Annotated in this window: 12 protein-coding genes; 7 read left to right on the forward strand and 5 right to left on the reverse strand. The window is 73.2% G+C overall.

Annotated features, from left to right (window positions below; translation table 11 throughout):
* Positions 1-4: 4 nt before the first annotated feature.
* A complete protein-coding gene (locus ACFWAR_RS29520; protein ID WP_385783473.1) occupies positions 5-1078 on the reverse strand; it encodes a sugar kinase in 1074 nt (357 codons plus the stop codon).
* A 292-nt stretch (positions 1079-1370) separates the two neighbouring features.
* On the opposite strand from ACFWAR_RS29520, the gene ACFWAR_RS29525 reads away from it, so the two are divergent.
* The 4 genes from ACFWAR_RS29525 to ACFWAR_RS29540 are packed head-to-tail and all read left to right on the forward strand — an operon-like array spanning position 1371 to position 6374.
* Positions 1371-2678: an amino acid deaminase gene (locus ACFWAR_RS29525; protein ID WP_385783476.1), complete on the forward strand. Its 1308-nt coding sequence runs from the start codon at positions 1371-1373 to the stop codon at positions 2676-2678.
* Positions 2678-4303 carry an amidohydrolase family protein gene (locus ACFWAR_RS29530; protein WP_385783479.1) on the forward strand — a complete coding sequence of 542 codons (1626 nt, stop codon included), beginning with the start codon at positions 2678-2680 and terminating at the stop codon, positions 4301-4303. Before ACFWAR_RS29525 ends, ACFWAR_RS29530 begins: the two co-directional genes overlap by 1 nt.
* Positions 4300-4980, forward strand: coding sequence for a bifunctional 4-hydroxy-2-oxoglutarate aldolase/2-dehydro-3-deoxy-phosphogluconate aldolase (locus ACFWAR_RS29535; RefSeq protein WP_385783481.1), 681 nt, complete (start codon positions 4300-4302; stop codon positions 4978-4980). The genes ACFWAR_RS29530 and ACFWAR_RS29535 overlap by 4 nt, the downstream gene beginning before the upstream one ends.
* Complete coding sequence (locus ACFWAR_RS29540) at positions 4977-6374, forward strand: GntP family permease (RefSeq protein WP_385783484.1); 1398 nt, start codon at positions 4977-4979, stop codon at positions 6372-6374. Before ACFWAR_RS29535 ends, ACFWAR_RS29540 begins: the two co-directional genes overlap by 4 nt.
* 41 nt (positions 6375-6415) lie before the next feature.
* On the opposite strand, the gene ACFWAR_RS29545 is transcribed toward ACFWAR_RS29540, so the two are convergent.
* Together ACFWAR_RS29545 and ACFWAR_RS29550 are read right to left on the reverse strand one after the other, a co-directional pair.
* The gene (locus ACFWAR_RS29545) at positions 6416-6958 is read right to left on the reverse strand and encodes a hypothetical protein (RefSeq protein WP_385783486.1); all 543 of its coding nucleotides are present in this window, start codon (positions 6956-6958) and stop codon (positions 6416-6418) included.
* Positions 6959-7090: 132 nt separating this feature from the next.
* Complete coding sequence (locus tag ACFWAR_RS29550) at positions 7091-7657, reverse strand: HD domain-containing protein (protein ID WP_385783555.1); 567 nt, start codon at positions 7655-7657, stop codon at positions 7091-7093.
* A gap of 128 nt (positions 7658-7785) precedes the next feature.
* On the opposite strand from ACFWAR_RS29550, the gene ACFWAR_RS29555 reads away from it, so the two are divergent.
* The 3 genes from ACFWAR_RS29555 to ACFWAR_RS29565 all read left to right on the forward strand — a co-directional run bounded on the left by ACFWAR_RS29555 (position 7786) and on the right by ACFWAR_RS29565 (position 9969).
* Positions 7786-8295 (forward strand): GNAT family N-acetyltransferase, encoded by a 510-nt coding sequence (locus ACFWAR_RS29555; protein WP_385783488.1) that lies wholly within the window; start codon positions 7786-7788, stop codon positions 8293-8295.
* Positions 8296-8398: 103 nt separating this feature from the next.
* Positions 8399-8833, forward strand: a complete 435-nt coding sequence (locus ACFWAR_RS29560) for an alpha/beta fold hydrolase (RefSeq protein WP_385783558.1) — start codon at positions 8399-8401, stop codon at positions 8831-8833.
* A 146-nt stretch (positions 8834-8979) separates the two neighbouring features.
* Entirely contained in the window at positions 8980-9969 is a 990-nt protein-coding gene (locus ACFWAR_RS29565) for a phospholipase (protein ID WP_385783491.1), read from the forward strand.
* Positions 9970-10027: 58 nt separating this feature from the next.
* On the opposite strand, the gene ACFWAR_RS29570 is transcribed toward ACFWAR_RS29565, so the two are convergent.
* Both ACFWAR_RS29570 and ACFWAR_RS29575 read right to left on the reverse strand, forming a co-directional pair.
* Positions 10028-11215, reverse strand: a complete 1188-nt coding sequence (locus ACFWAR_RS29570; protein WP_385783493.1) for an FAD-dependent oxidoreductase — start codon at positions 11213-11215, stop codon at positions 10028-10030.
* A gap of 193 nt (positions 11216-11408) precedes the next feature.
* On the reverse strand, positions 11409-12671 hold the full coding sequence (locus ACFWAR_RS29575; protein ID WP_385783495.1) for an NAD(P)/FAD-dependent oxidoreductase: 1263 nt from the start codon (positions 12669-12671) through the stop codon (positions 11409-11411).
* Between the last annotated feature and the right edge of the window lie 120 nt (positions 12672-12791).

Below are 12791 nucleotides of genomic sequence, written 5' to 3' on the forward strand. Positions count from 1 at the left end.
GGGTCTATGGAGTGGTCGACAGGGGTGACACGATGCCACCCGCCGTGACCGAGGTCGCGGCCCACTGCTGCGGCGACGCGCCGAGGAGGTCGTTCAGGACCGACGCCTCGGCCGGTACTCCGTGGTCCTCGTGCGCGGTGAGCGCGGCGGCCGCGCTGAGGTGGCCGAGCCGCAGTCGGCTGCGCTGGTCGAGGCCGCGCAGCGTACCGGCGAGGTACCCGGCGGCGAAGGCGTCGCCCGCCCCGGTGGCCTCCACCACTTCCACGGTCAGCGCCGGTTCGGTGACGGTGCGGCCGTCCCGGGTCAGGGCGGTGACGGCGTTGCCGGAATCCTTGACGACGAGGGTGGCGGGCGAGGGGAACAGGGCCCGCAGCGCCCGCGGATCACCGGTGCCGAAGGCGGCCTCGGCCTCGTCCGCGCCGAGGAGCACGAGGTCGGCCGCGTCCAGCAGGGCGCGCAGGACCCCGGGGTCGCGGTCGTGCCACAGGGCGGGGCGCCAGTTCAGGTCGAAGCTGACGAGCGTGTCGGGGCGCCGGTGCGCGGGGGCCAGCAGGGCCCGTACCAGGTCGAGGCAACTGTCCGAGAGCGCGGCCGTGATGCCGCTGAGGTGCAGCAGCCGGGCCCCGTTCAGCAACCGCGCCGCGGCGGGATCCGCGAGCAGCTCCGGGCCGAGGGCGGAGGCCGCCGAACCGGTGCGGTAGTAGTGCAGGCGACTGCTGCCCGCGCCGAGGTCCCCCCGGTGCGCGGAGCCGCCGGTCTCCTTGAGGTAGAGGCCGGTCGGGCGGTGCGGGTCGACCGCGACGGCGCTGGTGTCCACGCCGCGGGCGCCGACCTCGGCGGTGAGCCGTCGGCCGAAGCCGTCGTCGCCGACGCGGCTGATCCAGGCGCTCGGTATGCCGAGGGAGGCCAGCGCGCAGGCCACGTTGGACTCGGCGCCGCCCACGGACGGCCGGAAGGCGCCGACGGTGTCGAGCGGGCCGGGGCCGTCGGCCAGCAGGACAGCCATCGACTCCCCCAGGCAGACGGCCTGGACCGGTTCGGCCGTACGGGGTGCGGGTGCGGTGTCCTGCCGGTTCATCAGTCGCTGCTCCCTGGTTCGCGTGTCTGCTGCTCGTGGTGCGCCCGTCGCTTCCGCCTCCCGGCACCCGGGGGCCTTTCGGACGTTGCCATCCGTTCCGACGGAATGCTAGAACCATAACAGCAACATACGCAACGAGCGTTGCACATGTTGCAACGCGGAATCCATGCCCGACGCCGACCCCGGCGCGCATGCCGATGTCCGGCCGGACGTCCCCGCCCGCGTGAACCCGCAACACCCGCACCAGTCGCACCAGTCGCACCAGTCGCACCAGTCGCACCGGAGGATCACCGTGGATCACCAGAGCTACGCACGCCATACCGACGGCCCCGGGATCGACCACGCCGCCTTGTCCTCGCTGGCGGACGAGCCACTCGACTGGCGCTTCAAGGCGCTGCCCGACGCCGCCCGGGGCCTGACGGTCGGCCAGTACCTCGCGACCGGCCCCGCCCTCCACGACCTCGGCACCCCGTTGCTGACCCTCGACGCCGGCGCCCTCGCGCACAACACGCGCACCATGGCCGACTGGTGCCGCCGCTCCGGGGTGGTCCTCGCCCCGCACGGCAAGACCACGATGGCCCCCGCCCTGTGGCGCACCCAGCTCGACGCCGGGTGCCACGGCATCACCCTCGCCAACCTGCCGCAGCTGCGGGTGGCCCGCGCCTTCGGCGTCTCGCGGTTGATGCTGGCCAACACCCTCCTGGACCCGGCCGGACTGGCCTGGCTCGCCCGCGAGCTCGACCGCGACGCGGAATTCGCCTTCACCTCGTGGGTCGATTCCGTCACCTCCGTGGAGCTGATGGACGAGGCCCTGCGGGCGGCCGGGGCCCGCCGCCCGGTGGAGGTCCTCGTCGAACTCGGCGCAGCGGGCGGCCGGACCGGGGCCCGCGACCTGGAGACGGCCGAGCGGATCGCCGCCGCCGTGGTGGCGGCACCGACCCTGCGCCTGGCGGGCACCGCCGGGTACGAGGGGGCGCTGGCCCACGAGGCCACCGAGGGCGGGCTGGCCGTCGTACGCGACTACCTCCGCTCGCTCGCCGCCCTGCACCGGCGCCTGGCCGCGGCGTACGAGACCTCCGCGCCGGTGGTCACCGCGGGCGGCAGCGCCTACTTCGACACCGTCGCCGAGGAGCTCGTACCGCTCACCGGGCAGGTGCCGGGCACCGTGGTGATCGTCCGCGCCGGTGCCTACCTCGCCCACGACGACGGCTTCTACCGGACCATCTCCCCCCTCTCGCGCGACGTCGACGAAACGCCGCTGCGCTCCGCGATGCACGGCTGGAGCCGGGTCGTCTCCCGGCCCGAGCCGCAACTCGCCCTGCTCGACGGCGGCAAGCGCGACTTCCCCTTCGACGAGGGGCTGCCCGAACCCCAGGCGGTGCGCGGCGGCGGCCCCCTCGGCTCCGGCCGGATCACGGCCCTCAACGACCAGCACACCTTCCTGCGCGACGCCGGGGACCTGGCCCCGGTCGGCGCGGTCCTGCGGCTGGGGCTCTCGCACCCCTGCACCGCCTTCGACAAGTGGTCCCTGATCCCCGTGCTCGACGACGCCCACGCGGAGCATCCGCGCGTGGTGGAGTTCGTAAGGACGTTCTTCTGATGGCCGATCTGCTCTTCCGGGGCGCCACCGTCGTCGACGGCACCGGCGCCGAACGCTTCCCGGCCGACGTCACCGTCACGGACGGGACGATCGAGGAGGTGGCCGCCCCCGGTACGGGGCACCGGACCGCGCGCGAGGTCGTCGACGCCGACGGGCTGGTCCTGGCTCCGGGCTTCATCGACATGCACGCCCACTCCGACCTGCGGCTGCTGCTCGAACCCGAGCACCCCTCCCGGGTCACCCAGGGCATCACCTGCGAGGTGCTGGGACAGGACGGCCTGTCCTACGCGCCGGTCGACGACACCACCCTCCCGGCGCTGCGCCGCCAGATCGCCGGCTGGAACGGGAACCCCGACGACGGACCGGGCTTCGCGTGGGACTGGCGCACCGTCGGCGAGTACCTCGACCGGATCGACCGGGGCGCCGGGGTCAACGCCTGCTACCTGGTGCCGCACGGCTCCGTCCGGATGCTCGCGATGGGTTGGGACAACCGCCCGCCCGGCCCGGCCGAGCTGGACCGGATGCGCGAGATCGTCGCCCGGGGGATGCGCGAGGGCGCGATCGGCATGTCGAGCGGGCTCACCTACACCCCGGGCATGTACGCCGACACCGCCGAACTGGTCGCGCTCTGCGAGGTGGTGGCCTCGTACGGCGGCTACCACGCGCCGCACCAACGCTCCTACGGAGCCGGGGCGTTGGAGGGATACGCCGAGATGGTGGAGATCGCCCGCCGGTCCGGCTGCGCGCTGCACCTCACCCACGCCACGATGAACTTCGGGGTCAACGAGGGCCGGGCGGGCGAACTGCTCGCCCTGGTCGACGCGGCGCTCGCCGAGGGCGTGGACCTGACCCTCGACAGCTATCCCTACCTCCCCGGCTCCACCACGCTCTCCGCCCTGCTGCCCAGTTGGGCCACCGAGGGCGGGCCGGACGCCACCTTGGCCCGGCTCGACGCCCCCGACGACCGCGAGCGGATCCGGGGGGACGTGGAGGAGCGCGGCAGCGACGGCTGCCACGGCGTGGTCACCGATTGGGCCACGATCCAGATCTCCGGGGTGCAACAGCAGCGTCTGGCACCCCTGGTGGGCCGCACCGTCGCCGAGATCGCCGCGGAGCGCGGCCGCACCGGCACCGAGGTCTTCTTCGACCTGCTGCGCGAGGACGCCCTGGCCACCACGATCCTCCAGCACGTGGGCCACGAGGAGAACGTGCGGGCCATCATGCGCCACCCGGCGCACACCGTCGGCAGCGACGGCCTGCTGACCGGGGCCCGCCCGCACCCCCGGGCGTGGGGCACCTTCCCCCGCTACCTCGCCCGCTACAGCCGCGAGCTGGGCGTGCTCAGCCTGGAGCAGACCATCACCCGGATGACCGGCCGCCCGGCCCGCCGCCTGGGTCTGGTCCGGCGCGGTCTCGTACGTCCCGGCCACCACGCCGACCTGGTCCTCCTGGACCCGGACGCCGTCCAGGACACCGCGACCTTCGAACACCCCCGGCGGCCCGCCGCCGGCATCCCCTACGTCTACGTCAACGGCACGGCGGTCGTCCACGACGGCGCGCCCACCGGTGCGCTGCCCGGCCGGGCACTGCGCCGCACCCACCGAGGAACAGAGGCAGCTGCATGACATCCCCCGCGACCGGCTCCACGTCCGCTCCTGCCACCGCGTCCGCGGCCCTGGTGGCCACGCTCACCGCGGACCCGGTGATCGCCGTCGTCCGCGCGCCCCGCATACCCGACGCCGCCGCGCTGTGCGAGGCGCTGGCGGCCGGAGGGATCCGTACGGTCGAACTCACCTTCACCACCCCGGGGGTGGCCGCCCACATCGCGCGGGCCGTCGCCGCGGGCCACCGGGTCGGGGTCGGCACCGTACTCACCGAGGACCAGGCGCGCGAGGCCGTGGCCGCCGGTGCCTCCTTCCTCGTCACCCCGGGGCTGCGCCCGCTGGTCGCGGCCGTCGCGGCCGAGGCGGGCGTACCGGTGGTGATGGGCGCGCTGACGCCCTCCGAGGTGGCCGACGCGCTGGACATGGGCGCGGCCGCGGTGAAGATCTTCCCCGCGAAGGCCTTCGGCCCCGGCTACTTCAAGGACCTGCACGGCCCCTACCCGGGCGTACCGCTGGTCGCGTCGGGCGGCGTGAACGCCACCAACGCGGGCGCGTTCCTCGCGAACGGGGCGCTCGGCGTCTGCGCGGGGACCGACGTCGTGCCCCCGGCCGCGGTCGAGGCCGGGGACTGGGCGGACATCGCGGCGCGCGCCGCGGCGTTCACCGGGGCCCTGGCCGGGGCGGGGGTCCGGGCGTGATCCACTGGCTCCAGCACGAGACGGCCGGGCTCCTGGTCCTGTCCGCGATATCCATCGCCTTCCTCCTCCTGCTGATCATCAAGTTCAAGCTCGAACCCTTCATCTCCCTCGTGGTCACCGGGTTGTTGTTGGCGCTCGCGGCCGGTCTGCCCGTCAGCACCATCGTCGGGTCGGCGCTCAGCAGCAAGGAGTCGCTGATCGAAGGCGGCTTCGGCGGGATCCTGGGCCACATCGCCCTGATCGTCGGTCTGGGCTCGCTGCTCGGATCGCTCCTGGAGGCCTCCGGCGGCGCCGAGGTCCTCACGCAACGGCTGCTGCGCGCCTTCGGCGAGAAGCGCGCGGGTCTGGCGATGGGTCTGACCGGCCTGATCTTCGGCATCCCGGTCTTCTTCGACATCGGCATCTTCGTCCTCGCGCCGCTCGTCTACGTGGTGGCCAAGCGCAGCGGCAAGTCGATGCTGCTGTACGCCCTTCCGCTGCTGGCGGGCCTGTCGATGACCCACGCGTTCCTGCCGCCGCACCCGGGGCCGGTCGCGCTCGCCGGGTTCCTCGGCATCGACCTCGGCTGGTTGATCGTCATGGGGCTGGCCTGCGGACTGCCCGCGTTCTTCGTGGCGGGCGTGCTGTGGCCGAAGTGGATCGGCAACCGGATCATGATCGAGGTGCCGGAGGAGTTCAGCGCCCCGCAGGAGGACGGCGCGCAGGCGGACGGCGGCCGCGGGCCGGTGTCGCTGGGCAAGGTGGCACTGGTCATCTGCGTGCCGCTGGTGCTGATCCTCGGAGCCACCTTCGGGACGGTCTTCCTCGACAAGGACGCCGGTGTACTGCCCTTCCTGACCTTCGTCGGGAACCCGGCCGTGGCGCTCACCCTGGCGTGCCTGGTCGCCATCAAACTCCTGGGCACCGACCGGGGCATGACCAAGCAGCAGCTCTCGGAACTCGGTGCGGCGGCGCTGCGTCCGGTCGGCATGATCCTGCTGGTGGTCGGCGCGGGCGCCTTCTTCGGCGCCGTCATCTCGGCCACCGGTGTCGGCAAGGCACTGGCCGGGACGCTGTCCACGGCCGGGCTCCCGCTGATCGTCCTGGCGTACGTGATCTCCTGCGGCCTGCGCGTCGCCCAGGGCTCGGCCACGGTCGCCATCGTGACCACGGGCGGCATCATCGCCCCGCTGGTCAAGGACGCCGACTACAGCCAGCCCGCCCTGGCCCTGATCGCGGTCTCGATCGCGGCCGGGTCGATCATCGCCTCGCACGTCAACGACGGCGGGTTCTGGATCATCTCCAAGTACTTCAACACCTCGGTGAAGGACACCCTGAGGTCCTGGACCGTGCTGGAGACGATCCTGTCGGTGACCGGCTTCGCGGCGGCCGTCGGGCTCAGCCTGGTGGTCTGACGGTACGCGCCGGCGCGCCGTGTCTTATTGAGTGCTGCGGGTCAGTTCCCGGTCCCGTCCGAGCAGACGACCGTCAACGCGTCGAGGCGCACGGCGCGCGGCGTTCCGTCGGCGCCGAGGACCGCTTCGACGAAGTTGTTGTTCTCGCCCTCCGCCGTCCAGTCGACCTGGACCAGGCGGTAGTCCCCGCTGAGGAGCCAAGGAGCGTGGCTGACGAGCTTCTTGCCCTGGGGTGTCCAGACCCGGAGCTCGAACTGCAGGTCCTGGTCCGGCTTGACGTAGACCCGGGCCGTGCAGAAGCGGTAGGCCGGTTCGAAGGAGGCCCAGGTGCCCTCGCGCGCCCATCCCCGGGTGGCGGTGATGCGCCCGTTGCCCTGTCCGGTCAGCGCGGTACCGGTGCCGATCTCGAAGCCCGCCTGGCCGTCGCCCCCGGAGAGGCGGTCCCACTTGCCGATGTCGGACGCTTCGAAACCGTTGTAGAGACCCCGTGCACCGGCGTGTGCCGGTGTCGCCGCCATCAGGGCGGCCAGCGGCACCAGGGCCAGGGCCGCCCAACGCGCCGTGCTCCGTGCGCGCTTGCGCATGATTGCCTCCGCGACGATGTGCAGGAACAGGAGAACCTGTCGACCAGGCTCGCACCGCCCGCCCGCCCCTTCCAAGGCAGGATCCCGCCGAAGCCTTCACCCACGGCCCCCAGGCCACCGGCCCCGGCCGAATCAGCCTCGGACGGGGAACGCCGCCTGGAACGCGAGGCGTTCGTCGGCGCCGTCCGCGATGCGTGCGAGGACCTCGTCGAGCGCGAGGAACTCCTCCCAGACCGCCCGGCCGCTCGCCCGCGCCATCCGGGCCACGACGAGGTCCTCCAGGTCGGGGACGCGCTTGTTCTTCCAGACCTTGTCGGCGAGGCTCACCAGGAGATCCTCGAAGCCGACGGACGGCTCCGCCCACGAGGCGTGCGTCGCGGCGAATCGGGCCAGCTCCGGGCTCACGCCGAGGCCCAGCAGCAGGGTCCGCCCCGCCGGCTCGTGCGCCGACCCCGGCCCGGAGAGCTCCTCCACGTGCACCGCCTTCCCCACGTCGTGCGTCGCCGCGCCGAAGAGCACCGCCTCGCGGTCGAAGACCACCGAGGGGCGGCTCCGCGCCATCCAGTCGACGAGTTGGTGCGCCACGTCGTGGACGATCCGCAGGTGGGCGGCCAGTCGCGGCGGGCTGTCGCATTTCACCAGCAGCCCGGCGACGCGTTCCGGCAGGGGGAGCAACTCCGGCTCCGCGGCGCCGTACATCGCCCGCGACAGGGTGGTGATCACCGCGTCAGGGTACCGACCGGTCCGCGCGCGGCGCTCCGCGGTCGGGCACGATCCGCGTCGTACGACCGTTCACCGGTGGACACCATGAGGAACAGGGGGAAGCAGTGGAGTTGCGCGATGTGGTGCGGGGCGACGTCGACGCCTACGTGCGGATGCGGTGCGACCCCGTCATGATGGCCGACCTCGGTGGTCCGCAGTCCCGCGAGGGGATGGCGGACAAGGTCCGGCGGGATGCCGAGCAGGCGGCCGCCGACACCGCCTGGCTGAAGATGATCGTCCCCGATCCGGCCGCCCCCGAGGTGGTGGCCGGGACCGTGACCCTCTGGTCGCACGACGGCGACGACGGACCCACCTCCGAGATCGGCTGGATGGTCCTGCCCCCCTTCCAGGGGCGGGGGTTGGGCGCACGCGCCGTCCGCACCCTCCTGGAGCAGGCCCGGGACGCGGACCGCTGGGGCATCGTGCACGCCTTCCCGGCGACCACCAACGCCGCCTCGAACGGCATCTGCCGCTCGGTCGGCTTCCGCTTCGTCGCGCGGGCCGACGTGCGCTTCGCCGGGCAGCTCTTCACGACCAACCACTGGGCCGTGGACCCGCGCAGCGATCTGAAATGATCACGGGACGAGAACGCGCTCCCACGCGACCGGGACCGTCCGCGTCCCCGCTCCCGGCGGCGGCGGGCTGTGGGCCGAGCGCGGCGGCGCCGGCAGCCCGGTGGTGCTGCTGCACGGCGCCGGTATGGATTCCCGGCTGTGGGACGCCGTCGTACCCGAGTTGGCCCGGCGCCACGACGTGATCCGCTACGACGCCCGCGGGCTGGGCCGCTCCACCCCACCGGGCGGGCCGTTCGGCGACGTCGATGACCTGCGCGCCGTACTGGACCACTTCGGGCTGCGCCGAGCCGCCCTGGTCGGGTTGAGCATGGGCGGCGAGACCGCGCTGGACTTCGCCCTCGAGCACCCCGAGCGGGTCGGCGCGCCGACCCTGGTCGTCCACGGCGACCGCGACCACCCGGAGATCGCGGTGATCGCCGAACGCCTCGTCGCCGACGTCCCCGGCGCCCGCGGCGCGAGCGTCCCGGACGCCGACCACTACCTGCCGCTCCGTACGCCGCGGCGGCTGGCCGAGCTGCTCGTGACGCATCTGACCTGAGGTCCGGTGGCCGTCCTCGACCCGCGCGGACGGCCCGTCGCCCGTGTCCAAATCTCGTTCATCATGCATGTATCGCGTGCCACCATGTGCTCCGTGCGGTCGATCGTCCGCCTCGGCAACCGACAGGAACACGAAGGAGTGCGCTCGTGACCACCCACCCCAAGCGCGGCGCCGTCCCACGGACCTTACTGGCGCTGATCGCGGCCCTGTGCGCGATCGTCGGCACCACCGCGCTCGGAGCGGCCCCGGCGGCCGCGGCCGATCAGCGTCGCCCGATCTACGCCGTCGCCCACCGCGTCGACACGCTGGACGGCGTGGACGCCGCGCTGCGGCACGGCGCCAACGCCATCGAGATCGACGTCTGCGCCTGGTGGAACCCGAACGAATGGCGGGCCTACCACGACTGCTCCTCGGCCGGCGACAACCGCCTGGGCCCCGGCTTCGACAGCATGATCGACCGCATCCTCTCCCACGCCGCCGCGGGCCGCAGGCTCTCCCTGGTCTGGCTGGACATCAAGGACCCGAACTACTGCGGGGACCAGGAGAACCGCGGGTGCAGCGTCGCCGGACTGCGCGACAAGGCGCAGCGCCTGACGGCCGCGGGGATCCAGGTGCTGTACGGGTTCTTCGAGTACCACGGCGGCAGCACCCCCGACGTGGGCGGCCGGGGTTGGAAGAGCCTGGAGGGCCGGCTCGGCGGCCTGGAGGGGATCACGACGACCGGCACCCGCGACCAGGCCCAGGCGGCCTTCAACCGGTCCGGTTCCGGTTTCCCGGCCGGCCGCCGCGCGATGGACTACGGCGACTCCGACATCACCAAGGGCTTCGGCAACTGCACCGAGGCCACCTGGAACACCTGCGCGGAGCTGAAGAAGGGCGCCGCGGACCGTGACGCCGGACGGCTCGCGGCCACCTTCTCCTGGACGACCACCTACAACGACCCCTGGTACGTCGACAAGCTGCTGGGCGAGGGTCGCGTGGACGGCATCATCGCGGGCTACGGAGCCTTCACCGGAGTGCGGGAGTACGACGACGGCTGGCAGTGCGCCAACGCCGTCGGCCTCGTCCGCGACTGGGTGAACCGCCACAGCGGCACCCACCGCATGGCCGCCCCCGGCGACCGCCTGTTCCGCTAGTCCGGTAGTCCGCCTCTTTCGGATCCTGGCGGACCCGGCAGGATCCGACAGGGACGGACTAGAGCGGCCCGTCCTCCTGGGCCAGCGCGGCGAGCAGTCCCTCGGCCGTGTGGCGGGCCGACTCCGCGCCCTCGGCGTCGCCGTCGGGGCCGCCGAAGAAGGGGTCCCCGGTGCCGCGGTCGAACATGTCCTGTTCGTACGCGGCGAGTGCGGCCTCGATGTCGTCGGGGCGGGCGGCGAGGGCCTTGGCGAGCTCCGCGCCGTCGAGGATGGCCAGGTTGGCGCCCTCGCCGTTCGGCGGCGCGAGGTGGGCGGCGTCGCCCAGCAGCGTCACGCCCGGCACCCGGTCCCACCGGTGGTCGGTCGGCAGGGCGTAGAAGGGGCGCAGGACCGGCGGGAGGTCGCCGTCGGTGAGCAGCGCGCGCAGTTCCGGCGCCCAGCCCTCGAACTCCCGCGCGATCCGCGCGGTGGCCGCGGCGGCATCGGTGAAGTCGATCGCGTCGAACCACTCCCGCGGCTCGGACACCATCACGTACGCGTGCAGGGTGTCCCCCCGTTCCCGGTGGGCGAAGATCTCGCGCCCCTCCTTCGGCACGATCATCGACCCGCCGCCGACCGCCTTCGCGGCGGCCGGGTGCCGGGTGTCGGCCTCGAACAGATAGGTCTCGACGACCGACGTGCCGACGTACTCCGGCAGGACCTCGGTGAGCATCGGACGGACCCGCGACCAGGCGCCGTCGGCGCCGACCAGCAGGCTCGTCTCCACGGTGCCACCGCCCTCGAACGTCACCTCGTGCCGACCTGCGCCGAGGGAGCGGACGCCCTTGACCTTGTGGCCCCAGCGGACGGTGCCCACGGGCAGGGAATCGAGCAGCATCTCGCGCAGCTCGCCGCGCTGCACCTCGGGGCGTCCGCCCGTGCCGTCGTCGGGGAGGTCGTGCAGGACCGTGCCGTCCGGGTCGAGGACCCGCATCGCCTGCCGGCCCTCCAGGACGAGGCCGCGGAACTCCTCCATCAAATCGGCTGCCTCGATGGCGAGTTGCCCGTTGTAGTCGTGGATGTCGAGCAGGCCGCCCTGCGACCGCACGGCCGGGGTGGGCTCGGCCTCGTAGACCGTGGCCGGTATGCCGTGCAGGTGCAGGACGCGGGCGAGCGTGAGGCCGCCGAGTCCTGCGCCGATGATCGTGACGTGAGTGGTGTGGGTGGTGCGAGCGGTGTCGGTGACAGCGGGGCTTGTGGGGCTCATGGGACTCACCTTCCGGAGGGCGGCCCGTCGTACGGATGACGGGCGGGGCCGGGGTCGTCGGTGGGCTGCGACGCCGGCTCCTTGCGACTCCACTGTCACGACCGCCGCCGACAGCTCGCTGACAGGCCCCCGCACCCCCCTGACAGCGGACCGACACCCCTCCCCCGCCGCCGTCCGCCGCTCGTTCCGGCCGCTACGCGGCGGCGCCCGGCTTCACGCGTCGTCCGATGTTGACGGCCGAGGCCTTGGCCACGGCGACCGGGCTCAGGAAGCGCAGGGGCCCGATCAGGCGGGACGCGAAGAGGTGCATGTGCCGCGCCACCGCGGCGTCGCGCGCCGCCGCCGAGAACATCAGCCGCTCCAAGGGGTTGAAGGGCCGGGACGTGGCGAAGTCCGCGGCCAGGAACTGGTGGCCGCGCAGCCGACGGCGGTGCCTGCGCGCGTACACGGCCAGTCGTTCGTCCAGGTCGCCCCGCCCGGTGACGGCCGCGGCGACCGCCTCGGCCAGCCACTTCGCCGATTCCAGGGCCCACCCGCAGCCCACTCCCCACAGGGGGTCGCCGGTCAGGGCGGCGTCGCCGATGAGCGCGATGCCCGGGGCGGTCGGCCGGCGGCTGTGCAGCGGGTAGTCGACGGTACCGATGATCTTCGTGACGCGCTCGGCGGAGTCGATGGGCGGTGCCTGCGGCAGGGCGCGGACGAAGTCGAGGAAGCTGCCCTCCAGGTCGTCCCGGAAGGCCGGCAGCCGCTTCTTGTCCGGGAGGACCGCGAGGACGGTCACCCCGTCGTCGTTGGGGAAGGCGTACGCCATGTCGGGTTCGAGGAACCAGGTGTGACCGATCCCGTCGCGCAGCGGGAGGCCGCGGAAGTGCGCGAGGTAGCCGAAGCGCGCGTTCTCGTGCTCCCGGCCCGGTATCCCGGCGTGCTTCGCCACGGCCGAGTCCTTGCCGTCGGCGCCCACCACCAGCCGGGCCCGGATCTCCCGCTCCCCCCGCGGGGTCGACGCGCGCACCCCCACGGTCCGCCCCGCCTCCTGGACCAGCCCGGTCACCTGGTGGCCGAGGAGCAGGTCGACGCCGGGGGTCTGGGCCGCGTGCGACCTGATCAGCGGGTCGAGGGTGCTGCGCCGGATGTTGTACGCGTACGGCAGCTCGGGACCCCCCGGTGCGGCCTTCGGCTCGATCCAGCCCCAACGGGTGTACCAGCGGGCTTCGTTGCGCACGGCTCCCGCTTCTTCGATGGCGCGGACGAGGCCGAGTTCGTCGAGCACCGGGTAGGCGTTGGCCGTGATGGAGTGGGTGCAGAGCACCTTGTACGCGCCGGGGTCCGAGCGGCGTTCCAGCAGGGCGACGCGGGCGCCGCGTCGGGCGAGGAGGATCGCCGCCGCACTTCCCGCGAGACTGGCTCCGCTGATGACCACGTCGTAGTCGTGCCCCGCACTCTCAGGCTCGGTCATGCCCTGATCGCCCCCTTCGGTGTGTGGCGCCGCCGGCCATGTCCCGCTGCCCGTGGCACTCGTGTCGTGCAACTGGAGTCAAGATCAAGGCCAGTTTTCAAGGGTTCGGTACGGGCGACG

Origin of the sequence: Streptomyces sp. NPDC059917 (genome assembly GCF_042730635.1) — a bacterium.
In the GTDB taxonomy this organism is placed as follows: Bacteria; Actinomycetota; Actinomycetes; order Streptomycetales; family Streptomycetaceae; genus Streptomyces.